This window comes from Ramlibacter sp. AN1133 (assembly GCF_037890035.1).
Classification (GTDB): Bacteria; Pseudomonadota; Gammaproteobacteria; order Burkholderiales; family Burkholderiaceae_C; genus Ramlibacter.
Map to the genome: position 1 here is coordinate 70001 of NZ_JBBKTQ010000004.1, position 22478 is coordinate 92478.

The 22478-nt window shown below is 68.7% G+C and carries 16 protein-coding genes (1 of these 16 cut by a window edge); 7 read left to right on the top strand and 9 right to left on the bottom strand.

All coding sequences use genetic code 11. The annotated features are described in order from the left end of the window. The 4 genes in view from WG923_RS06610 to WG923_RS06625 are tightly spaced (each overlapping or abutting the next) and all read right to left on the bottom strand, a layout consistent with a single transcriptional unit that may run on beyond the window. Positions 1–211: the 5' end (the start) of a DUF2894 domain-containing protein gene (locus tag WG923_RS06610; RefSeq protein ID WP_340350152.1), read on the bottom strand. 446 nt of this gene lie to the left of the window's left edge; 211 of the gene's 657 nt are visible here — the first part of the coding sequence; it begins with the start codon at positions 209–211; the stop codon falls past the left edge of the window. Beyond that, entirely contained in the window at positions 208–966 is a 759-nt protein-coding gene (locus WG923_RS06615; protein ID WP_340350153.1) for an OmpA family protein, read from the bottom strand. Before WG923_RS06615 ends, WG923_RS06610 begins: the two co-directional genes overlap by 4 nt. Continuing rightward, complete coding sequence (locus WG923_RS06620; protein WP_340350154.1) at positions 963–2762, bottom strand: hypothetical protein; 1800 nt, start codon at positions 2760–2762, stop codon at positions 963–965. Before WG923_RS06620 ends, WG923_RS06615 begins: the two co-directional genes overlap by 4 nt. After that, positions 2759–3541, bottom strand: coding sequence for a DUF3348 family protein (locus WG923_RS06625; RefSeq protein WP_340350155.1), 783 nt, complete (start codon positions 3539–3541; stop codon positions 2759–2761). Before WG923_RS06625 ends, WG923_RS06620 begins: the two co-directional genes overlap by 4 nt. A gap of 242 nt (positions 3542–3783) precedes the next feature. On the opposite strand from WG923_RS06625, the gene WG923_RS06630 reads away from it, so the two are divergent. Both WG923_RS06630 and WG923_RS06635 read left to right on the top strand, forming a co-directional pair. Continuing rightward, positions 3784–4191 (top strand): hypothetical protein, encoded by a 408-nt coding sequence (locus tag WG923_RS06630; protein WP_340350156.1) that lies wholly within the window; start codon positions 3784–3786, stop codon positions 4189–4191. Positions 4192–4416: 225 nt separating this feature from the next. Then, a complete protein-coding gene (locus tag WG923_RS06635; protein ID WP_340350157.1) occupies positions 4417–6519 on the top strand; it encodes a hypothetical protein in 2103 nt (700 codons plus the stop codon). 46 nt (positions 6520–6565) lie between these two features. Here the strand turns inward: WG923_RS06635 and WG923_RS06640 are convergent, their stop codons facing one another. The 4 genes from WG923_RS06640 to WG923_RS06655 all read right to left on the bottom strand — a co-directional run bounded on the left by WG923_RS06640 (position 6566) and on the right by WG923_RS06655 (position 12159). Further along, entirely contained in the window at positions 6566–6733 is a 168-nt protein-coding gene (locus WG923_RS06640; RefSeq protein ID WP_340350158.1) for a hypothetical protein, read from the bottom strand. A 45-nt stretch (positions 6734–6778) separates the two neighbouring features. Further along, positions 6779–8935 (bottom strand): ATP-binding protein, encoded by a 2157-nt coding sequence (locus tag WG923_RS06645; protein ID WP_340350159.1) that lies wholly within the window; start codon positions 8933–8935, stop codon positions 6779–6781. 98 nt (positions 8936–9033) lie between these two features. Continuing rightward, positions 9034–9582 carry a phosphatase PAP2 family protein gene (locus WG923_RS06650; protein WP_340350160.1) on the bottom strand — a complete coding sequence of 183 codons (549 nt, stop codon included), beginning with the start codon at positions 9580–9582 and terminating at the stop codon, positions 9034–9036. A gap of 126 nt (positions 9583–9708) precedes the next feature. Then, positions 9709–12159 (bottom strand): cation-translocating P-type ATPase, encoded by a 2451-nt coding sequence (locus WG923_RS06655; RefSeq protein WP_340350161.1) that lies wholly within the window; start codon positions 12157–12159, stop codon positions 9709–9711. A gap of 122 nt (positions 12160–12281) precedes the next feature. Between WG923_RS06655 and WG923_RS06660 the strand changes: the two genes are divergently transcribed. The 5 genes from WG923_RS06660 (at position 12282) to WG923_RS06680 (ending at position 15268) form a co-directional block, all read left to right on the top strand. Then, positions 12282–12485: a hypothetical protein gene (locus WG923_RS06660; RefSeq protein ID WP_340350162.1), complete on the top strand. Its 204-nt coding sequence runs from the start codon at positions 12282–12284 to the stop codon at positions 12483–12485. Between the two features lie 17 nt (positions 12486–12502). Then, entirely contained in the window at positions 12503–12907 is a 405-nt protein-coding gene (locus tag WG923_RS06665) for a YXWGXW repeat-containing protein (RefSeq protein ID WP_340350163.1), read from the top strand. 266 nt (positions 12908–13173) lie between these two features. Continuing rightward, positions 13174–14475 carry a tyrosine-type recombinase/integrase gene (locus tag WG923_RS06670; RefSeq protein WP_340350164.1) on the top strand — a complete coding sequence of 434 codons (1302 nt, stop codon included), beginning with the start codon at positions 13174–13176 and terminating at the stop codon, positions 14473–14475. Between the two features lie 107 nt (positions 14476–14582). Continuing rightward, positions 14583–14855: a type II toxin-antitoxin system Phd/YefM family antitoxin gene (locus tag WG923_RS06675; RefSeq protein ID WP_340350165.1), complete on the top strand. Its 273-nt coding sequence runs from the start codon at positions 14583–14585 to the stop codon at positions 14853–14855. After that, positions 14855–15268 (top strand): putative toxin-antitoxin system toxin component, PIN family, encoded by a 414-nt coding sequence (locus WG923_RS06680; RefSeq protein WP_340350166.1) that lies wholly within the window; start codon positions 14855–14857, stop codon positions 15266–15268. The genes WG923_RS06675 and WG923_RS06680 overlap by 1 nt, the downstream gene beginning before the upstream one ends. Positions 15269–15308: 40 nt before the next feature. Here WG923_RS06680 and WG923_RS06685 read toward each other — a convergent pair whose 3' ends face one another. Continuing rightward, on the bottom strand, positions 15309–22298 hold the full coding sequence (locus WG923_RS06685) for a calcium-binding protein (protein WP_340350167.1): 6990 nt from the start codon (positions 22296–22298) through the stop codon (positions 15309–15311). Between the last annotated feature and the right edge of the window lie 180 nt (positions 22299–22478).

A 22478-nucleotide genomic window follows, 5' to 3' on the forward strand; every position in this document is an offset into this window, starting at 1 on the left:
CGCCGCGCGCAGGTGCATCCGCCACCCGCTGTTCGTAGTCGGCCACCGCGGCGGCGAGCTTCTCGTGCAGCAGGGTGCGCACGGATTCCGGCTGGGCGTGCAGGCGGCGGGCGAGCGCCTCCATCGCATGGAAGCGCACCGGGTCGATCCGCCACGCGTGCGCAGCGCGCAGGGCGGCCAGGCGGTCGGCAGGCGCGGGCGATGCGCTCATTTCGCGGCGGGTGCGGAGACGGGGACGGCCGCGGAGGCGGCGACGGCGGAGGAGGTGGGAGCGGAGGCGGAGGCGGAGGCGGAGGCGGCGACGGGCGCAGAGGCGGCTGCGGAGGCGGCCGCGGCGGCTGCCGGGTTGCTGCGCGGCACCGGCGCCATCTCCACGCGCCGGTTCAGCGCGCGCCCCTGCTCGCTGGCATTCGACGCCACCGGCTGCTGCGCGCCGAACGCCGCGGCGAACACCTGCGCGGAGGGCATGCCTTCCTCGATCAGCGCGCGCGTCACCGTCAGGGCCCGCTGCGCCGAGAGCTCCAGGTTGTCGGCGAAGCGGTGATTGCTTTCGCGCAGCGGCTTGTCGTCGGTGAAGCCGCTGACCATCAGCATCTCCCTGCGCTCGCCGAGATAGACGCGCAGCGGATGCACCAGGCTGCGCAGGAGCTGCCGCCCTTCCGGACGCAGTTCGTCCGAGTTCACCGCGAACAGCACGCTGCCGCTGATGCCGATGCGGCCGTTGTCCAGCGTCACGCGGCCGGAGGCGAGCGGGATGGCGAGCGCCTTCTCCAGTGCCATGCGGCGCTGTTCCTCGATGCGGCGCTTCTCCACCTCCTGCTGCAGGCTGGCGACCAGGTCCATCTGCACCAGCAGCACGCCGATCAGCACCAGCACGAAGGCGCCGACCAGGCCGGCCATCAGGTCGCCGAACACCGTCCACACCGGCGCCTGCGCCGCCAGGTCGCCGTCGTCCGCCTCCGTCATGCGGGTTCCCCGTCCGCGAGCGCGAGCGTGCTGCCCCTGCGGCCCTGGAGCTGGCGCAGGTTCTCGACCAGCCCCTGCTGCGAGGCGATGCTCAGGTCGATGACCTCGCGCGCCTGCGCCACGTAGTACGCGAGCTGCTCGTCGCTGCGCGCGGTGGAGCGCTGCAGCGCGGCTTCGATGCGCTGCAGGGACTCGGCCAGCTTGTCGTTGCCGGCCTGGAAGGACTGCACGCCCTGAGCGAACGCCTCGGCCACGCTGGCGAGTTCCACCGCGCCGGCCGCCAGGTGCGCGCTCGTGTCGGCCGCCTTGCCGGCCTGGGATTCGAGCGCCTGCGCCCAGCGCGCCCCCGCCTGCTCCAGCACGGAAGTCGTCGAGGCCACCATCGCATCGATGGCGGCCCTTTGCTCGCCGGAGGCCTCCTGCAACGACTGCAGCAGGGCGCCGAGGCGCTCCAGCAGCAGGGTGCGCTCCTGCAGGCCAGCGTTGTCGCGGTCCGTGGCGCGGCTCATTTCCTCGCGCAGTTGCGCGATCACGCCGGCGGCCGCCTGCGGCACTTCGGACGCCGTCTGCAGCAGGCGCGTGATCGGCGCTTCCAGCGCGGTACCGAGGGTGGCCAGGTGCCGCGCGACGCCCGCCTCGAGCTCGCCCAGCCGGGCCACCGCGGCGCGAGCGCGCTCCTCCTCCTGCGCGCGCAAGGCCTGCAGCTCGCGCGCCAGGCCTTCGAACGCCTGCGTCCAGGCCTGCTGGCGCTGCTGCTCGCCGCGTGCCTGCTCCTGCAGCGCCGCCGTCCAGCGCTGCGCCATGTCCTGCGTGGTCCCGCCGAACTGCGCCGCCATCGCTTCGACCTGGCGCTGCGCCGCTTCGCCCAGGCGCTCGTGCAGGCGCTGCGCGTCCTGCGCGAGCTGCGCCATCGCGGAGGCGACCACGGGGCGGATGCTGTCGCCGGCCGCGCGGGCGCCGTCGGCCAGGCTCTCCTGCAGCGAGGTGCCGACGCGGTCCGCGAGCGCGCCGTAGGCGCCGCGCACCTCCTCGTGGAACCGTTCCTGCCGCACCGAGAGCTGCTCATCGAGCTGGCGGCCGCGCTGCTCGATGCGCTCCATCATGGCTTGCAGCCGGTCGACCAGTTCGGGCAGCGCATGCGCCTGCCGCTGGATCGCGTGGAAGGTCTCGTTGCGCTGGTGCGCGAGCGAGAAGGGCCGCAGCGCGGTGGCGATGCAGCCTTCGAGCTGGCGCGCGACCTCGAGCCGCTCGCGCCGGGCGATCGCCGCCATCAGGCCCAGCATGGCAGACGCCGCCACGCCCGCGACCGACGTGCCGAAGGACAGGCCCAGCCCCTTGATCGGCGCCGCCAGCGCGGAGCGGATCGCCTGCAGGTCCGTGGAGCCTTCCAGCGCGAACACCGCGCCCTTGAAGGTCACCACCATGCCGAGGAAGGTGCCCAGCATCCCCAGCATGACCAGCAGGCCCACCAGGTAGGGCGTGAGGGCGGGGCCGGGCAGGCCGGCGCGTTCGCCGTCCATGCGCAGGCGCACCGCCTGGCGCAGCGCCGGCGGCACGCGTTCCAGCCAGGGGCCCAGCTGCGCCAGCGGCTGCGGGATCGTGGCCAGTGCCTCCGCCAGGCCCGTGGTGCCGGCGCGGAACTGCCGCAGTTCCGCGGCGCCCAGCAGGTACACCCCGCCGATCGCCAGCGTCATCACCAGGGCCAGCCAGCTCGAGGAGCCGACGAAGCCGGCGGCCACCCAGGCCACTGCCGCCAGGCCGATCGCGAAGGCGGCCGCAAAAGATCGCTTGCTCATTGCAGTTCGTTCGATTCGTTGTCCAGGGCCTCGACCAGCCCCATTGCGGGCTGCAGCCGCAGCTCCAGTTCCGCGGCCAGCAGCTGCCGCCATGCCTGCGCGAAGCGCTGCAGCCAGCCACCCGGCCGGCGCCAGGCCGCGGGATCGTCCTGGCCGGCGCTGTCCTGCAGCGCCTGCAGGTGCGCTTGGCGCAATTGCGTGAAATGCGCCTCCATGCGCTCGGCGATGCGGGGCAGCAGCAGTTGCTCGCGCGGGGCGAGCACCTGCTCCATCGCGGCGTCCAGCGCGGCGAGCTGGCGCAGGCGCACCGAGCGTTGCGAGAGCGCCTGCCGCAGGTGCTCGCGCAGCGGGGCGATCATCAGCTCCATCTGCCGCTGCAGTTCCAGGTGGCGCTGGCGCCAGGGCGCGTAGCTCGCATCGGCGGCGGCCTCGTCGGGCCGGGCGGCCGCGCGCGCGAGGCGGCGCAGGTCGGCGGGCGTGCGTGCCGTTTCCACCACGGGCCCCGGTTCCTGCGCGATGGCCCGGGCCAGCACCGAGCGCACCCGCTCGACGTCCTCGCGCAGCGACTGCGACTGCGGGCCTGGCCTGCGCGTATTCGCGGCCGCGGGCTCGCGCAGCGCGGCGATCGCCTGGTGCGCCGCCTGCAGCCGGATCGCGTCGAAGGCGTTCACCCACAGGCTCAGGCGTTCGGCCACGTCCGGGCCGGACGGCTCCGCTGGCGCGGGCGTCCAGCCGTCAAGCAGGCGGACCAGCGTGGAACTGCCGAAAGTGCTGCGCAAATGGATCCTCCGCACCGTGCGGTGCGATGCACATTCCGAAATGGGGGGTGGCGCAAGGCCGTCGCCCGGCGGCGGGGTTCCGCGTGGAAGCCGTGGCGGGACCCGTATTAGAAACGATCCGGCGGGCGGCTCCGCGCAGGACCACCCGCGGCCGTGCACTTTTCCGGCCCCCCGGGGCGCGGCGCAAGTGCTACGCTGGTCCGCTCATGACAGCGCCCCCGTTCCAGTCCAGGTATCACGCCATGCGGATCTTGCTTGCGGTTTCCTCTGCTTTCCTCGTTCTCCTCGCCGGCTGCAGCATGCCGCGCGCCGGCGGCGACGTCGCCGGTGCGGCCTGCGAACGCGCCACCGTGCCGCCCGGCGCGGTGTTCGGCGTGCGCGACCGCACGGAGATCGCCACCTGGCCGCCGGAGATGGCGCGCGGCGTCACCGGTTGCCAGCGCGTGTGGTACGGCGACCGCGCGAAGCCCGAGACCATGCAGGTGCTCGCGACCTACTACTTCGAAGGCGGGCGCGTCCGCCGCCTGACCGGGCGCGTGCCGAACGGCGCGGCATACGACTGCAAGTACAGCGACGGCGAGCTCGATGCCGCGCACTCGCAGAATCCTTCGCAGTGCCCCCGCGCCTCGGAAATCGAAGTCGCGCGCTGACGCCGTCCTGAACCTTCGCGCGCGCCTGACCTGCGCGCCCCCTCGTGTCCATCGCCTCGAAGTAGGGTGATGTTGCACACCCGTTTACGTGATGTCTCGATACGTAAAAGAGACGAGGAAACATGAGCGACTTTCCGGGAGAGTCGGCCGCTGGCAACCGTAGCGCATGCATCTTCACCAGTCGCTGCGGTGCCTTTCCGGTTGATTCGCTTGAAAGGTCTGTCTATGCGAAATCGCTCGATTGCGGCGCTGGCCCTGGCCGGTGCCACCCTGGTCCTTTGCGCGTGCGGCGGCGGCGGAGGCGGCGGCAAGGAAACCCCCGGCGGTGCGGCACCGCCGCCGGCGGTGGAACCGAACCCGCCCGCGGCCACCACGCTGGACATCTCCGGCGTGGCCGCCGTCGGCCGGCCCTTCGCCGGCGCGCTGGTCACCGTCTATGCCAGCGGCTCCGCGGCCGGCACGACCACCGTGCAGCTCGATGGCGCCTATGCACTCACGATCCCCGCCAGTGCGGCGGGGCCGCTGGTGGTGGAGGCCACGCTGGGCAGCGACAGCCTGGTCAGCATGGCGCCCGAGGCGAAGAGCGGACGCATCAACGTCACGAAGTTCACCAACCTCATCGCGTCGCAGCTCGCGCCCGACGGCGATCCGCTGTCGCTCAAGCGCGATGCGGCCAGTGTCACGACCGCCGCGGTCGCCGAGAAGGTGCAACTGCTGGCCACGATCCTCAAGCCCCTGCGCGATGCGGCACAGGATGCGATCGACCCGATCTCCGGCGTCTTCGCCGCCGACGGCACGGGGCATGACCAGGCGCTGAGCGCGGTCAGCGTGGTGATCCATCCGACCGGTGCCGGCGCCAACATCGAGGTCAGCTACACCACGGTGTTCGCGGACGACGGCAGCCCCCTGAGCACCACCTTCACGAGCGCGCAGACCACCGCCATCGCGCCGCTGCCGCCGGTGACCCAGGCGGACCTGCCCCCGCCGAGCCTCGACGGCATGATCGACGATCTCACGCAGCGCATGACGGCGTGCTTCGCGCTGCCGCTGCCGCAGCGCGTGCGCAACGTCGGCGCGACGGCCACGGCGGTGATCGGCACCGGCGAGGACATCGTCGCCGCCGAATGCCGCAGCCTGTTCGTGGGCGATGACCCGACCACCTACCTGAGCAACGGCGGGCGCGTCGGGCGCGACCGCAACGGCAACGGCGCCTTCAGCGGCATCTTCCGCGCCGGTGCGACGGGCGTGAAGTTCGACCAGGGCAACTTCGAGTTCCTGCGCAACAACGCGCAGAAGGACGTGGTCTTCACTTTCCGCACGGTGGGCAGCAACGGCGACGAGAGCTTCGACCAGGTGGTCGCGCGCCAGGAGAGCGGCAAGCTCAAGCTGTTCGGCAACCAGTACATCTACAGCGCCCGCGTGCGGCCGATCGTCGAGGACCGCGAGTTCCTCAACCAGCCGGCGGCCAGCTACGTGCTGACCGGGTACGACTTCTTCGTCAACAACCTGCTGGATGGCAGCGGCAACCCGGTGTTCTCCAAGGTGGTGGTCACGGCGCCGAAGCCGGGCACGCAGACGTTCACGCTGGCGCCCAACGCCGGCCGCGACGGCCTGACCCTGCAGCGGCCCAATGGCACCCTCACGCAGACCTCGGCGATCGGCCTCGCAGCGCAGTTCCGCAACGGCGACCCGCGGGCGCCCGGGCAGTTCGACACCGGCCTGCTGTTCCAGTCGCCGGCCCTGGCCGACGAGGACATCCGGAAGATCCCGGCAATGGGCGTGTGGACCGTGGAGTTCTTCCACGCCGACTCCACCAGGCCCAACGTGGTGCAGACCTACCGCACCATCTCCCGCGCGCTCACCGTCGCCGAGGCGCTGCAGCGGCCGATGGCGCAGCTCACGGACGCGGCCAAGGCGGCACTGCGCGCGGACGGCAATCCGCAATCGGGCGTGCTCGTCTTCGGCGCCAACAGCACGACTGACCCGAACGTGTTCCTGCTGACGCTGCCGGACGGCGGCGATGCCTGGCAGGTGACGCCGCCCGCGCTGCCGCCCACCCTGGTGCAGGTCTTCGGCCGCGGTCCGGCGGGCACCTCGGCGCCGGGCGCGCCGTTCAGCGACAGCGTCAACGTCTCGCCGAGCGCGCGCAAGGGGGGCCGCATCGACTGCTCGCGCCTGGGCACGGCGGACACGCACTGCGACAGCAGCGTGCCGGCGCAGTTCGCGCAGGGCACCAGCATCTCGGTCATCCAGCTGTTCACGACCTCGCGCCGCCAGGAGGAACTGAGCAAGATCAACGCGCTCTACTTCATCCTGCCGCGCCCGTAGGCGGGCGCATGGCCCGGGGCCGCCGCGCGCAGCGGCCCGGGTCCGGCTACGAGAAGTGGCGCTCGCCGGGCATCTGGTGCAGCGCCACTTCGCCGGGATGACCGCCGAGGTTGAAGGGAATGGTGGTGAACGCGGTGAACGCCACGGGCACCAGCGCCATCACCACGACCCTCAGCCACTGGCGGCAGAAGCACGCAAGATCCTTGTCCATCATCGGTCGGCCCTCCTTGTCGATGCTTCGCATCCTGGCGCGCTGGCCTTAGGGTTCCCTTAACAAGGGGCTGGACTCGGGGCGGGCGCAGAGGGAGGCGTCCTGCGCCAGCGGCAGGCAGATCGTGAAGGTGCTCCCCAGGTTCGCCCCCTCGCTGTAGGCCTCCACGTGGCCGTCGTGCAGCGCCACCAGCTTCTGCACCAGGGCCAGCCCGATGCCGAGGCCGCCCTGGGCCCGCGACAGGTGGCCGCTCACCTGCTCGAACATGTCGAAGACCTTGGCCTGCGCGGCCGGCGGGATGCCCACGCCGTCGTCCGCCACTTCCACGATGGCCTCCTGCCCTTCGCGCCGGGCGGACAGCCGGATGTGGCCGCCCGGCGGCGTGTACTTGGCGGCGTTGCTCAGGAGGTTGGTCATGACCTGCAGGAGGCGGTTGCGGTCCACGTCGACGCAGAGCGGCGCGTCGGGCAGCGTCGTCGTCAGCTCGTGCCGCGGCCCCTGCATGAACACCGCCGCCGACTCCGCGGCGCCCGCGAGCAGGTCGCGCAGGTCCACGCGCTCCTTCTGCAGCCGGATCTTGCCGGCACTGACCCGCGAGACGTCCAGCAGGTCGTCGATGAGGCGGCGCAGCTGCGCGAACTGGCGTGCGATCAGCTCCTGCGCGCGCACGGCGCGGTCCGAGCCCGCGCGCACGCGCTCCAGGATCGCGAGGCCGTTCTGCATCGGCGCGAGCACGTTGCGCAGCTCGTGCGACAGCGTGGCCAGGAACTCGCCCTTGAGGCGGTCGGCGTTGCGCAATTCCTCCGCCAGCGTGCGCAGCCGCTCCTCGTTGAGCTTGCGTTCGGTGATGTCGACCGCCAGGGCGGCGACCGACAGCACCTCCCCGTCTTCGCTGCGAACGGGCGACAGGACGAGGTCGACCAGCGTCTGCCGGCCGTCCGCCATGCTGTACGCGGCTTCGCAGCGGAAGGTGTCGCCCGCGCGAGCGGCCTGGAAGCCGCGCTGCACGGCCTCCATCGAAGCGCTCATGCCGCGCCACCAGGCGCAGTCCCAGAACCTCGCGCCCACCACGTCTGCGCGCGTGTAGCCGCAGGCCGCCAGGCCGGCGTTGTTGGCCTCCAGCACCGTTCCGTCCAGCGCGAGAACGCAGGACAGGAAGCAGCCCTGCTCGAAGAAGGTGCGGAATTTCGCGTTCGCGGCGGCCAGCGCGCTCGCTTCCGCCTGCGCCGCCCGGTCCGCGAGCGCCTGGGCCTTCTGCTCCTGGCGCTGCGTGAAAACGACGAAGGCGGCCGCCAGCAGGCCGGTGAACACCAGCAGGCCCGCACCCGCGCCGAGCACCGCGCGCCGCCAGCCCTGGAGCACGGTCGATTCGGCGGTGGCGAGTACCACCACCAGCGGCTGGCTGTCGAGGGCGCGATAGCTGACGATGCGCTCGAAGGGCAGCGGCGGGCCGCTGGTGGTGAAGGAGCCGGCCCGCTGGCGCGGCAGGAGTTCGGTGAAGAGCCGGGTCTGGGCGTAGGTCTGTCCGATCTTCGCGTCGTCGTGGGGGAAGCTGGCGAGCAGCTTGCCGTCCGTCTGCAGGAGTGCCATCGACTGTCCGGAGACCAGTTGCAGCTTGTCGAACAGCTTGCCGACGGTGTCCAGGTGCACCGCGGCCACCACCACGCCGCGGAAGTCTCCCTCGGGGCCGGCGATCCGGCGCGTGGACGCGACGAACCACCCGTGGCCGGAGCGGCTCTGCAGCGCCTCCGACAGGGCGTGCTGCAGGTCCGGGCGTTCCAGGTACTGGCGGAAGTAGGCGCGGTCGGCGAGCGAGACGTCCGGCGTCTTCGGGTAGTCCGTGTCCTGCTGGATCCTGCCGTCGGGGCCGATCACGTAGATGGCACGCACCGTGGGCAGGTACTGCAGCCGCTGGCCCATGACCGCCCGCAGGTCCGCGTCATGGCGCTGGAAGTTGTGGCGCGTCATGAGCTCGGCGAGGCCGGCAAGGGCGACGTCGACGGTGTCGAAGGTGCGCGCGGTGCTTTCCTCGAGCACGGCCGAGAGGCTGCGCGCCTGCTGCTGGGCCTGCGCCAGCGCCTGCTGCCGCTCGCGGTGCAGGGCCAGCGACACGATGGCCACCACCGCCAGCCACAGCACGATCGCGGCCCACAGCGCCGTCCTCACCTCGGCGGGCACGGACTTCCTGGCTTCGGACGGATCCATCGCCTCACCTCCTCCATCCGGGATGCAGCCTCACGTATGCCATCCGCCGCAGGCGCGTTCAAGCCCCGCCGCCCAACGGCCGGCGCCGTGCGGGGCCGTCACCACTGCAGGCTGTAGCTCACGACCAGCGCACCGCCGGCCATCCCCACGCTGGCGCCGGAGCGCCGGCCCGCGAAGCGGTCGGTGAAGAACCAGCTCGAGGCGCTGCCGATCACGGCCCCGCCGATGACATCCTTCGTGAAGTGATGGCGGGTGCGCACGCGTTGCGCCGCGGTCGCGGCTGCCAGGGCGTAGAAGGGCATCGACCATTGCAGCGAATAGCGCCTGTGGACGTAGGTCGCGGCGGCAAACGTCGTGGAGACATGACCGGACGGAAACCCGCGCCCGGTGCCGTCCGGGCGCTTGCTGTTCACGGCGTGCTTGAGAAGTTCCGTGCTGCCCTCGGACAGGAGGAGGGACTTGCCAAGCTGCTTCAGGCCCTCGGTATCCCTCTCGTACGCGCTGAGTGCGGCTGCCGCCAGCGGCAGCCCGAAGTGCATCGTGTCGCCGAACCGATCCCTTCCGGCGACGACCTGCGCCTGCGTGGCGGTGCACGAGAACGCCAGGCACAGGGCGGCGCGACGGGCGGGACAGTTGGGCAGGCGCATCTTCATTCCTCGGTGCCGGTGGGGGTGGCGCTGGACCAAGGCTAGGGGGCACCGGCGGTGCGAGCTTGACAGCCGTCAAGTCCGCGGTCGCGCGAACCGTCGGGCGGCAAACTGGCGTTGGCCCCGTCAGTCCGGGCCATGGCGCAAGCTGGACGCCACGACGAGGGTCAGCACGGTGATGATCGCCAGCGCCAGGACCAGCAACGCCCAGTCGGACCCGTGCAGCGGGCGCAGATTCAGGAGTCGGCCGAGCCTCGGGACCTGGACCAGGACGACCAGGGAGGCAACCGTCCCGGACACGAGCCAGCGCGCCGCGGCCTGGCGCAGCCGGGTCAGGCCGGCCGTGAAGCCCGCGCTGGCGAGCAGCAGCATGGACAGGGCCATCGCGCGCGCGTGCTCCACGTCCTGGTCGCCACCGAGCGCGTGCAGGTAACTCCAGACCGTGGCGAGGCTCACGAGGCCGCCGGCGAGGCCCATGAACACCCAGGCCTGGGTGGAGAAGAAGCGCGCGCGTCCACCGCGCCGCACCGGCGCCAGGGGCCCCTGCCGGGGCAGGTCCTGGAAGGCCAGCATGGCGGTCGGATGGATGACGAGTTCCAGCCACACGATGTGGATCGGCAGGAACAGCAGCGGCAGGTCCATCAGCGGGATCGCCGCGGCCCCGATCACCAGCGGCAGGTGCACGAGCAGCAGGTAGGCAAAGGCAAGCCGCAGGTTCTGGAACAACTGGCGGCCTTCGGCGATGGCATCGACGATGGTCCGGAAGTTGTCGTCGAGCAGGACCACCGGGGCCACCTCGCGCGCGCTGCGCGTGCCGCGCTCGCCCATCGCCACGCCGATGTCGGCCAGGCGCAGCGCCGGCACGTCGTTCACGCCGTCGCCCGTCACGGCGACGAGTTCCCCCTGGGCCTGCAGCGCCAGCACGAGGGCGAGTTTCTGCGCGGGCGTGGCGCGCGCCACGACGTGGACGCCGGCTTGCGCACCCCGGGCGGCGTCGTCCTCGAGGGCGAGAACGACGACCTTCGCCTCCGCACCGAGCCCGATCTCGCGCGCAATCGCCGCGGCCGTCGCCGGATGGTCGCCGGTGACCATGATGACGCGCATGCCCGCGGCCATGCATTCCGCGATCGCCTCGCGCACGCCTTCCCGGACCGGGTCCTCGAAGGCCAGCAGGCCCGCGAACCGCAGTCCGCCCGCGGGTTCGACGTCCGTGGCCGCGCCGGGGGCAAGTTCGCCCCGGGCGCAGCCGATCACCTTGTGACCGGACCGGGCGTACGCCTCCACCCGGGCGAGCCAGTCCGCGCGTTCGGCCTCGGTCATTGCGCTCGTGGCCAGCACGGTTTCCGGCGCCCCCTTGGTGAAGGCGATGGGGCTGCCGTCCCCCATGCGCCAGATGACCGTCTCGCGCCGCCGGGCTTCCGTGAACGGGAAGTCGGCCAGCCGCGTCGCCCGCGGCAGCGGCCCCGCCGCCGCGTGCAGGGCCTGGTCCAGCGGATCGCCGCTGTCCGGCCGCGCGGCGAAGGTGGCCACCTGCAGCACCGACGCTTCGTCCTGTCCCCCCGCGGGGACGCGGTGGGCCAGCACCAGCGAGCCGGCGGTGATCGTGCCCGTCTTGTCGGACACGATGCAGGTGACGCGGCCGATGTTCTCCACGGCCACGGCGCGCCGCACGAGGGCCTTCCTGCGGGCCAGGCGGAAGACGCCCGCGCCCAGGAAGAAGGTGTAGACGAGCGGGAACTCCTCGGGCAGCGCTGCCACGGCCAGCGTCACCGCGCTGACGAGGGCATCGATCCAGCCGTGCCCGTGCCACAGCCGCACGGCGGCCAGGATGACGCAGAGGACGACCGCCACTGCCAGCAGGACGGCGACGAGTTCGCCGATGGCCTTCTGCAGGGGAGTCGCCGCGTGGCTGCCCTCGGTGGCGGAGCGGACGATCTCGCCGTAGCGCGTCTCGCTGCCCGTGCAGACGATGCGCACCCGTGCGGTGCCGGTCAGCAGGCGCGTGCCCGCCATGCACCAGTGTTCCTCCGATGCGCTGGGAGGCAGCGGCTCGGCAGGGTCCATGCTGCGCTTGGCGACCGGCAACGATTCGCCGGTCAGGGTCGACTCGTCCACCTGGATTCCGTCGCCCCAGACCAGCAGGCCATCGGCGGGCAGGTATTCACCCGCCGTCACCTCCACCAGGTCGCCCGGAACCAGTTCCCGCGAGACGATCTCCTGCCACACGTCATCGCGCAGCACGCGCGCCGAACTGGCGAGCCGGCTCGCCAGCCCTGCGGAGGAAGCAGTGGTGCGCCGGTGCAGGTAGGCGTCCATCCCCAGCAGCGGGGCCATCGCCACGAGCAGGGTGACGGACTCGGTGACCTGGCCCAGCAGGCCGAACAATCCCGCGGTCAGCGCTAGGAACCACAGCATGGGGTCGCGCGCCGTGTCGCGCGCGACGACCCGCCAGCCACTCGCCGTCGGCGGAACGATGTCGTTCAAGCCGAAGCTGCGTTGCGCCGCGACCTGCGTGGAGGCCAGACCCATCGTGCACGGTGCGGGCAGTCTCTCGAGGGCGATGCGGCGCTGGCTCATGGCGATCGGAGCGCGCTGGCCGCGCGCCCGTGCGGGCAGTTTCCCTCCCAACGAGGGCGGCAGGCCGCGCCGCGGTCAGCGAAGTTGCGGCGCATCAAGAACCTGGGTGGGAATCCCTGCTGGTGCTGGTGCGCGCCGGCGTCCACTTCAATGCCATCGTCGGCTGGCTCGCGGTCGGCGCCATGCCGGTCGACGTGGGCAGCGGACTCACGGGCAAGTTCTGCTGGATCGCTCGCGACGGGGATGCCATGAACATTCGCAGGCGAAAGTCCGGCAGCAACGCCACACGGCTCGCCCGAGGAATCCGACGCTCGTCTTCGTCGTGAGCCGACTGTCGAGGACCGTGCTCGACCAGATCCTGTGCCCATGTCCTTTTGAGGAGATCGACATGAAGCACAACAAGTTGATTGCAGCGCTTGCCACCGCGGGCAGTCTCTTTGCCGTGAGCAGCGCCCATGCCTTTGCCCCGGCCGTGGCGGCCGGCATCGCTGCCCTGATCGGGGCGGGTGCGGGCAGCGCGGCGAACCAGGCGGAACAGGCGCGGGCGGAACAGGCGCGCGCCGACCAGGCGCGCGCGGCCGCGGCCGCCCCGAGCAACCCGACGGTGGTGCTGGGTGGCCCGCCGGCAGTCATCCAGGCAGGAGGCTACCGATGGCAGCAGGGCCACTTCGAGGTGCAGAACGGCGTCTCGGCGTGGGTGCCCGGCCACTGGGTTTCCAGTGAAGTGGTGATCCACGAAGGCAACTGAGGCGGGCCAGCCGCAGACGCCAGCAGGAAAAAAGCCGCTACGGATTCCGTAGCGGCTTTTCCTTGTGCGGGTGGTGGGTCCTGTAGGATTCGAACCTACGACCTACGGATTAAGAGTCCGCATCCCCGAGAACTTCCGGGATTTCGTGGGACGGCCGATTTCCGGATTTTCCCTCTGAAAATCGTCCCAGGATGTCTACGGGCGGTCGACACCATCTCGCCCAAAACTGTCACCATACTGTCACCAGCGCGCAGAGGGGGGACAAGGTGGCAAGTTACAGCGAGCGGCTTGATTCGCTTCAATCAGGGCAGTCCGCGGTCATCGAAAAGCTTGCGACGGGCGGGTCGCTGGAGGCGCGACGCCTGGGCTCCGGCGCAGTCATGTTTTACTGGCGCTACACCCAGGAGAAGCGGACCGAGCGCATGCCGATCGGCGTGCACGACCCTGCGGCCCCGCCGCGGGCACTGAAGCCGACCGCCCGGGGCTTCGGGGTGCAGGCGGCGCTGGAGCGCGCCCGGGACCTGGCCAAGAGCAACCGGGACGTCCCGGGCGGCCTGAGAGCCGAACGCTTGCGGCGCAGCGCCAGCGACGCCGCGGAGGCGCAGGCGAGAGTGGCGCGCGAGCAGCACTCGCTGAAGGCGCTCTGCACGGACTACTGCGACTGGCTGAAGTCCAGCGGCAAGTCGGCGCATGCCGATGCCGCGAACATCTTCAAGAACCACCTGGAACAAGCCTATCCCGAGCTGGTCGGAAAGCCGGCGGTCGAGGTGGAGAAGCGGGAGGTTGTCGCGGCGCTCAGGAGGCTGACCGAGGCAGGCAAGGTGACGACGGCTCGCAAGCTGCGAGCCTATTTGCGTGCAGCGTACGCGTGCGCGCTGCACGCAGATTCCGACGCTGCGATCCCTGCGAAGTTCATCGGCTACCAAGTCACCGTGAACCCGGTCGAGGGCACCGCGGCCATCAAGGGACAGGCCGACAAGAATCCATTGTCACTGCCGGAGTTGCGCAAGTACTGGAAGCAGCTCAAGCAAGAGGATGGAGTGATCGGGGCTGCCTTGCGGCTGCATCTCCTCACCGGTGCGCAGCGCACCGCGCAGCTCACGCGGCTGAAGGACTCGGACACGGCCGGCAGCGTGCTCAAGCTCCTCGATCCCAAGGGGAAGAGGACGGAACCGAGGTCGCACCTGATTCCGGTCACCATCCCGATCCGAAATGAACTGGGCAAGCTCCCTCAGCGCGGCTTGGTGTTGTCGACGGACGGAGGGCGAACGCCGATGCATTCGACCAGCATGTCCACCTGGGCGCAGGAGGCCGCGGCCAAGGCTGGAATTTCGGGCTTTCAGCTGAAGAGGGTGCGCAGCGGCGTGGAGACCTTGCTTGCCGAGGCCGGCATTCCGCGGGAGATCCGTGGCCAGCTTCAGTCTCACGGGATCGGCGGAGTTCAGGACCGCCACTACGACGCCCACCACTACCTGCCAGAGAAGCGCCATGCGCTCGAGACACTGCACCGGGCGCTCGAAGGCAAAGCCCTGGCCAAGCGGTCCCGCGCGAGCAGCGCGTCGGTATAGCGTTCTGGCGCGAGCTCCTTCTGTGATGACTTCCTGTCTGCGGCGGCATCTCCCATTCCGAAGCGGTACATAATGACCATATCGATCAATATGGCTGCGAGGTCTCCATGATTACCGAAGTCAACGCCGTCACCTTCCGCCAGAACCTGGGCGAGATGCTCAACCAGGTCCAATATCGGAACGACAGCATCGTGATCAACAAGGACGGCAAGCCCGTGGCCGCCCTCGTGGACGCCGAGTTGTTCGCGCGCATCCGGCGCATGCGCGAGCGCTTCGACGCACTCAGCGCCCGCATCGCCGACGCGTATGCCGGAGTCGAGCCCGAAGAGGGCCTCGCAGAGATCGATGCGGCCGTGGCGGCCGAGCGCGCGCGGCGCTGATGCCAGGCTTGCGCATCGTGCTGGATACCAACGTGCTGGTGTCCGGGCTGGCGTACCCCGGCAGCATCCCGGGGAGGATCGTCGCAGCTTGGCGGCAAGGAGGCTTCGAGCTCGTGCTGTCGCGGCACATACTGGACGAGATGGTCCGGGTGCTGCCCCGCCTTTCGCGGGTGCAAATGACGCCTGCGGAGATCCGAGACCTGGCGGACAGCTTCATGTTCCTGGCCAACGTCGTTGAACCGGCAGGCGAGTCGGAACCCGCCCTGCGCGATCCGGCAGATCAGCCCGTGCTGAACACCATGCTGGCGGGGCGGGCCGACTACCTCGTCACCGGCGACAAGGACCTGCTGGCGCTGGCAAGCCAGTACCCGATCATCACGCCGGCTGCTTTCTGGGCCCGCCACGGCGGCTGATTGGGCGCTGCTACCTCTGAGTTGCCGTTAGCTGCCCCGCCTACTGCCAATTGGCAGCAATCGTGCCGCCAAGCGCCGCCTGGTAGTCATCGGGAAGGGTCGTCTGGCCCATGGCAGGCGGCGAGAAGCTCGCCATGGCTTGAACGAGGTTCTGCACGTTGGCATCCGTCAGGCGCTTGCCGTCGCTCACCTGCAGCGTCTCCACGTGCCAAGTGGTGCTGCTGTACCAGTTGGCGATCGTCACCTTGTCGGAGGTTCCGATCACGGAGACCTCCAGGTTGTTGTTGACGCGCCGCAACCAGAGCTGGTTTTCGGCAATGTCCGCGCCGAAGCTCAGTACGTCCTGCGCTCCTGCGGTGCCATCGTTGTCGTAGACAGTGTCTTGGCCGCCGCCCCGTGCGAAAAGGTAGGTGTCGTTGCCCGTCCCGTTGTACGTTCCCCAATAGCCGTCGTAGACACCGCCGATGAGGGCGTCGTTGCCCGAGCCGCCGTCCAGGACATCATTGCCGTTGCCACCCTGGAGGTTGTCGTTGTCGTCGCCTCCGAGCAGCGTGTCGTTGCCATCCTGGCCGGCGAGCGCGTCGGCGCCTGCGCCGCCGTCGAGCCGGTCGTTGCCCGTGCCTGCGCTCATGGTGTCGTTGCCTGCATTGCCGACCATTGCATCGTCACCGGCGTAGCCGACCAACACGTCGGCGCCTGGACCACCCGTGAGGGCCATCGCCTTCACGTCGGCGATCGACCAGAGAGCCGTGGCGTCGTCCGTGAACCGGATCTCCTCGATAGCCCACCCACCGGCCCCGTCGTTGAGGAAGTAGTTGGCCACCGTGATCTGGTCGGTGGTGCCGTTGATCTTCAGGACCAGGTTGTTGCTTCCGCCCGGGCGCTGTACCTGAACGTCCGTGGGCAGGACGCCGGCCTTGAACACAAGCTTGTCCACCACGCCAGCCGTCGTGTCACTGTCGTACACCGTGTCCTGGCCGTCGCCGCGGCCAAAGAGGTAGGTGTCGGCGCCGGGCCCGGTGTACGAGTTCCAGTAGCCGTCGTAGATGCCGCCGATCAAGGCGTCATTGCCCGCCCCGCCATCCAGCGTGTCGTTGCCGTTGCCGCCCTGCAGGTTGTCGTTGTCGGCACCGCCGAACAGTCCGTCATTTCCGTCATCGCCTGCGAGGGTGTCCGCCCCGGCACCCCCCAGCAGGGTGTCATTGCCAACGCCGCCGGAAATGCTGTCCGCACCGTCCTCGCCGTTGAGGCTGTCCGCGCCGGCGTTGCCGACCACGCGGTCGTTACCGGCCCCGGCGTTGATGGTGTCGTCCGTGGCGTAGCCTTCGAGGTAGTCCGCTGCAGGCGTGCCCGTGATCGCCATGGCCTTGACCGCGGGAATCGTCCAGACCGTGCCGGGATCGTCGGAAAACCGGATCTCCTCGACGGACCAGCCGCCGGCAGCGTCGTTCAGGAAGTAGTTGGCAACCGTGATCTGGTCGGCGGTGCCGTTGATCTTCAAGACGAGGTTGCTGCTTCCGCTCGGACGCAGGACCTGCAGGTCCGCCGGCAGGACGCCGGGCTTGAACACGATCGTGTCCACCACGCCGGCCGTGCTGTCAGCGTCGTACACGGTGTCCTGGCCGTCGCCGCGTCCGAACAGGTAGGTGTCGGCGCCGGCGCCGGTGTACGTATTCCAGTAGCCGTCGTAGACGCCGCCAATCAAGGCGTCGTTGCCGGCGCCTCCGTCGAGCGTGTCGTTGCCGTTGCCGCCCTGCAGGTTGTCGTTGTCGGCACCGCCGTAGAGGCCGTCGTTGCCATCTTCGCCAGCCAGCGTGTCTGCGCCGACGCCGCCATACAGCGCGTCATTGCCCGTGCCACCGGAGATGCTGTCCGCACCGTCATCGCCGTTCAAGGTATCCGCCCCGGCGTTTCCGATGAGGCGATCGTTCCCGGCGCCAGCGTTGATCGTGTCGTCGGTCGCGTAGCCTTCCAGGTAATCCGCGCCAGTCGTTCCTGTCAGCGCGGCAGCCTTCACGGCGGCTACCGTCCAAATGGTGGCAGGATCGTCCGCGAACCGGATCTCCTCTACGGCCCACCCGCCGGCGGCATCGCTGGTGAAGTAATTCTTCACCGTGATCTGGTCGGTCGTGCCGTTGATCTTGAGAACCAGATCGGTATTCGAAGGCCGCACCACCTGCACGTCGGACGGCAAGACCCCCGACTTGAACACCAGCTTGTCGATCACGCCTGCGCTCGTGTCGTTGTCGTACACGAGGTCCTGGCCATCGCCGCGGCCGAACAGATAGGTGTCCGCCCCAGCGCCGCCATAGGTATTCCAGTACCCGTCGTAGCTGCCTCCGATCAGCGTGTCGTTGCCGCTGCCGCCATCGAGCGTGTCGTTGCCGTTGCCCCCCTGGAGGTTGTCGTTGTCGGCGTTCCCCAGGAGGCTGTCGTTGCCGTCCTCGCCATAGAGCGTGTCCCCTCCGGCCTCCCCATTGAGGGTGTCATTGCCGGCACGCCCACTGAGGGTGTCGTTGCCCGCGCCGCCCCACATCACGTCGTTGGTGGCATACCCCACCAGGTTGTCGTTGCCGGCGGTGCCGCTCAGGGCGACCCGGTTCTTGACATCGGCGACGGTCCAGACGGCAGCAGCATCGTCGGTGAAGCGGATTTCCTCGATCGCCCAACCGCCGGCACCATCGTTGGCGAAGTAGTTGGCCACCGTGATCTGATCGGTGCTCCCGTTGACCTTCAACACCAGGTCGTTGCTGGACGCGGGGCGCACGGCCTGCACATCGGCCGGCAGCACGCCGGCCTTGAACACGATCTTGTCCACCACGCCAGCGGTGCTGTCGTTGTCGTATACCGTGTCCTGGCCGTCGCCGCGGCCGAACAGGTAGGTGTCGGCGCCCGATCCGGTGTACGTATTCCAGTAGCCGTCGTAATTTCCGCCGTTCAGCACGTCATTGCCGGCGCCCCCATCGAGAACGTCGTTGCCGTTGCCGCCCTGGAGGTTGTCGTTGTCGGCACCTCCGTACAGGCTGTCGTTGCCGTCCTCGCCGTAGAGCGAGTCCGCACCAGCGCCGCCCAGAAGGATGTCGTTTCCGGAGCCCGCGGAGATGCTGTCCGCGCCATCCTCGCCGTCGAGGCTGTCCGCACCGGCATTCCCGATCACACGGTCGTCACCCGCGCCGGCATGGATCGCATCGTCGGTGGCGTAGCCCTCGAGGTAGTCGGCCGTCGCCGATCCGGTGATCGCCATGGACTTCACGGTGGGAAGCGTCCACACCGTTGCGGGATCGTCCGAGAACCGGATTTCCTCGATTGCCCAGCCACCGGCGGCGTCGCTGGTGAAGTAGTTCTTTACCGTGATCTGGTCAGCCGAGCCGTTGATCTTCAGCACCAGGTCGGTGTTCGACGGCCGCAGCACCTGCACGTCCGCGGGCAGCACGCCAGCCTTGAAGACGATGGTGTCCACCACGCCGGCGGTCGTGTCGTTGTCATAGACCGTGTCCAGACCATCGCCGCGGCCGAAAATGTACGTATCGGCGCCCGAGCCCGTGTACGTGTTCCAGTAGCCGTCGTAGGTGCCCCCGATCAGGACGTCGTTGCCAGCGCCGCCATCGAGGGAGTCGTTACCGTTGCCGCCCTGGAGGTTGTCGTTGTCGGCACCTCCCGCCATGCTGTCGTTGCCGTCTTCGCCGTACAGGGCGTCGGTACCGGCGCCCCCGACCACTGTGTCGTCGCCGGCGCCACCCCAGATCGTGTCCGCACCGTCCTCTCCGTTCAGACTGTCAGCACCTCCGTTGCCCATCACGCTGTCGTCGCCGGCACTGGCATTGATCGTGTCGTCGCTGGCGTAGCCCGCCAGGTAGTCCGCCGCGGCCGTGCCGGTGATCGCCAAGGCCTTCACCGTGGAGAGAGTCCACACCGTGGACGGGTCGTCCTCAAATCGGATCTCCTCCACCGCCCAGCCGCCCGCCGCGTCACCGGTGAAGAAGTTTTTCACCGTGATCTGGTCGGTGGTGCCGGTGATCTTCAGCACCAGGTCCGCGTTCGAGGGACGTACCACTTGCACATCGGCCGGGGACACGCCCGCCTTGAACACGATGCTGTCGACCACGCCTGTGCTTGTGTCGTTGTCGTACACCGTGTCCTGGCCGTCGCCGCGGCCGAACGCGTACGTGTCTGCGCCAGGACCCGCATACGTGTTCCAGTAGCCGTCGTACGTTCCGCCGACCAGGACGTCATTGCCGGCGCCGCCATCGAGCACGTCGTCGCCGTTTCCGCCCTGCAGGTTATCGTCGCCGGCTCCGCCCAGAAGGACGTCGCGTCCGTCCTCCCCCCGAAGGGAATCGGTGCCGTCGCCGCCATCGATGGTGTCATCGCCGGCACCGGCGACGACGCTGTCGTCCCCCGCAGCGGCCGTGATGCGGTCATCGCTGGCGTAGCCCACGATGGTATCGGCGCTTGCGGAGCCCACCAGCATCATCGCCTTCACATCCGCGACCGACCACACTGCATCCGCCGCATCCGTGAACCGGATCTCCTCCACTGCCCAACCGGCAGCTGCGTCGCCGGCAAAGTAGTTGCGGACGGTGAACTGGTCCGTGGTGCCTGCTATGCGAAGCACGAGATCGCTGCCACCGTCCGGACGCTGCGCTTCGACCTGCGACGGAAGAACGCCCGCCTTGAAGACGATCGAGTCCCGCACTCCTACCGTCGTGTCGTTGTCGTAGATGGTGTCCTGGCCATCGCCTCGGCCGAACAGGTAGATGTCGGCACCGGCACCGTTGTAAGTGTTCCAATAGGCATCGTAGTAACCACCGATCAGGACGTCGTCGCCAGCACCTCCGTCGATGACGTCACTGCCCGATCCGCCCGAGAGCGTGTCATTTCCCTCCAATCCATCAAGCACGTCGTCACCTGCGCCGGCGTTGAAGGTGTTGGCATCTGCGTCGCCAAGGAAGATGTCAACCGAGTCAGATCCGGTCGGGGCGGCTCCCAGATAGATCCCCAGGGAAGCGAATTCCCCACGCACAGGTGCATCGGGCGCGAGGCCGCCGATCCAGTCGCGCAGGACACTGGTGGTCGGAAAGCCCGTAGCCATCAAGGCGTCGCGGGCATACTTGTTCAATTCCACCAGGTCGATGAACGCGTTGCGTTCGTCGACGAACTTGTGCGCGTCGAGCATCGCCGTCATAGCCGCCGTGTCGAGCCGAATTCCGTCTTCGTCGATGACCAACTCGATCTCGTCCAAATAGGGACGAAGGCGGGTCTGAAGCACCAGCGACTCATAGACGCTCGTGCGCAGCGCGTCGTAGCTTGCGTTCAGCAGGCCGATCTGCGTCGAGCTCAAGGTTGCGTCGACATACGTCGCCCCCGCGACGGTGCCGCTGGTTTCGCCGCCTCCCCCGCTGCTGCTTCCCACTGGCGTGGATGGAGGAGGCGGTGGGATCAACTGGACGAATTTGCCCCCGTTGAAAACCTCCAGCACATTGAGCCGACGGAGTACCTCCGCGCCGGCTTCGGTTGGCACAGTGCGTGTACCGAAGAGGGTATCGCTGACCGTCGTCTCCATGCCTTGCGGGTGCAGCGTGAGCACCGTCGATCCAAAGGACTCGCTGGTCAGGTTAGTCGTGACGTAACGGCCGTCGCTGTTCGAGACCAGGTTGTAGCGGTAGATGCTATCGACCTGGCGTTCGCTGCTCCTGCCCCAATCGGACAGAAGCTGGTCGATGAGTGCCATCTGCTCGTCGCGCGTGGTCGCGGCGGCGAACGCGGAAACGCTATTCTGCAACGATTGCGCATGCTCGGTGCCGAGACTCATGGCCTCGCGCAAGTCCCGAACTACGCCGGACCCGTGCATCTGTGGGAGCGCCAATGCCAGATCGATCAGTTCAGGGTCGTCGGAAAACTCCCGGTAGAAGTTGTTCGAAGCGAGCAGCAAGCTGCCTGAAAGCTCCGGGGTCCCCGTCTCCCCCGTTGTACCGTCAGCCTTCGCGTAAGAGCTCGTCCACGGCTGGGTGTTGCCATTGCCCAAATTGGTGTTGGTGGCACTTGCAGTCAGGGAGATGCCGACGACCCCCTTGTCTGCCAGCGTGGAAAGCTCGTTCGCTTGACTGACACCATCCTGGTTAAAGTCTTGCCAGAGGCGCAGTCTTGAGTACGCGGCATCGTTTGCGTCGATCTGGTGATCGCCGTTAGCGTCCAGGTCCGCCAGTGCCTCGAAGCCGTTGGATGCCAATTGGCCTGCATTAGGTCCATTTTCCAGAACCGTGTTGTCGCCGAAGAGCTCACGGCCGGAGTCGATCGTTCCATTCCCGTCGCGATCAAGTACCAGGAGGCCGTCGTCCGGCTGGATCCAGCCGGTGGCTGTCTTGATGCCGTCGGCGTTCTGATCGAAGAGCACCGGACGATTCGGATCGATCGCTGTGGCTTCGATGCCGTCTCCGTCTAGGTCGAGGACGAGTGGGTCGCGCGGGGTGACCCAACTTACCGCCGCGCGCCAGCCGGCGCTGACCGAATCAGAAACGAAGCACGAGAAGTCGCTTAGATTCTTCTGGAGCAGATCGAACGCATTATTGAGGTCTCCGGGGTGATCCTGGATATACCTCTTAGCGATGACCGTTCCCGCGATGATCGGAACAGCGGCGGCCGCGTATGGCCCACCGTATAAGGCCAGCAAGCCTGCGCCACCACCGAGGACGTCAAGGTATCCAGTCGCAAACTCATCCGAGTTGTGCGTAAGTATCGCATCTTGCATCTTCGCAATGCCAGAGCCGATCGTGTATGCATTCATGACGATGCCGGTCAGCGCGAAGCCGCCTGTGGCGCCGCCGCCAGGGAGGGCGAACTCGTCTGAAATCGCTTTCCCGACTGTGGCAATCAGCGCCGTCGAGGAAGCAAGTGTGTCCGTAATCGCTAGCCAGTCGGTCGGAGAAAGATCGGGTTTTGCGAGCAATGGGAGGTTTGAGACTCCGTCATTCGCTGCTGCAGTGACGTTGTTTAGTAGATCGCCCAGTTTGACGAGTGCTTCGCTGGTCATGTAATCCTCCAGAAGAAATACGTGCCAATCGCCCCAATCAACACCCCGAAGGAAATGCACATTGCGGCGAAACCGATGAAGAACGCAGTCCAAGTCGCGCGAGCGGATCCGCCAAGTCGCTCCCAACTCGCCGAATCCGAGACCAAGTCTCGCCAACGCACCCCTGGCTTCCGCCTACGC

Bases quoted from the DNA above. Each gene is read 5' to 3' on its own strand.
- WG923_RS06615 (WP_340350153.1), bottom strand. From the start codon at position 966: ATGACGGAGGCGGACGACGGCGACCTGGCGGCGCAGGCGCCGGTGTGG.
- WG923_RS06620 (WP_340350154.1), bottom strand. From the start codon at position 2,762: ATGAGCAAGCGATCTTTTGCGGCCGCCTTCGCGATCGGCCTGGCGGCA.
- WG923_RS06630 (WP_340350156.1), top strand. From the start codon at position 3,784: ATGCGGATCTTGCTTGCGGTTTCCTCTGCTTTCCTCGTTCTCCTCGCC.
- WG923_RS06635 (WP_340350157.1), top strand. From the start codon at position 4,417: ATGCGAAATCGCTCGATTGCGGCGCTGGCCCTGGCCGGTGCCACCCTG.
- WG923_RS06640 (WP_340350158.1), bottom strand. From the start codon at position 6,733: ATGATGGACAAGGATCTTGCGTGCTTCTGCCGCCAGTGGCTGAGGGTC.
- WG923_RS06645 (WP_340350159.1), bottom strand. From the start codon at position 8,935: ATGGATCCGTCCGAAGCCAGGAAGTCCGTGCCCGCCGAGGTGAGGACG.
- WG923_RS06650 (WP_340350160.1), bottom strand. From the start codon at position 9,582: ATGCGCCTGCCCAACTGTCCCGCCCGTCGCGCCGCCCTGTGCCTGGCG.
- WG923_RS06655 (WP_340350161.1), bottom strand. From the start codon at position 12,159: ATGAGCCAGCGCCGCATCGCCCTCGAGAGACTGCCCGCACCGTGCACG.
- WG923_RS06675 (WP_340350165.1), top strand. From the start codon at position 14,583: ATGATTACCGAAGTCAACGCCGTCACCTTCCGCCAGAACCTGGGCGAG.
- WG923_RS06680 (WP_340350166.1), top strand. From the start codon at position 14,855: ATGCCAGGCTTGCGCATCGTGCTGGATACCAACGTGCTGGTGTCCGGG.
- WG923_RS06685 (WP_340350167.1), bottom strand. From the start codon at position 22,298: ATGACCAGCGAAGCACTCGTCAAACTGGGCGATCTACTAAACAACGTC.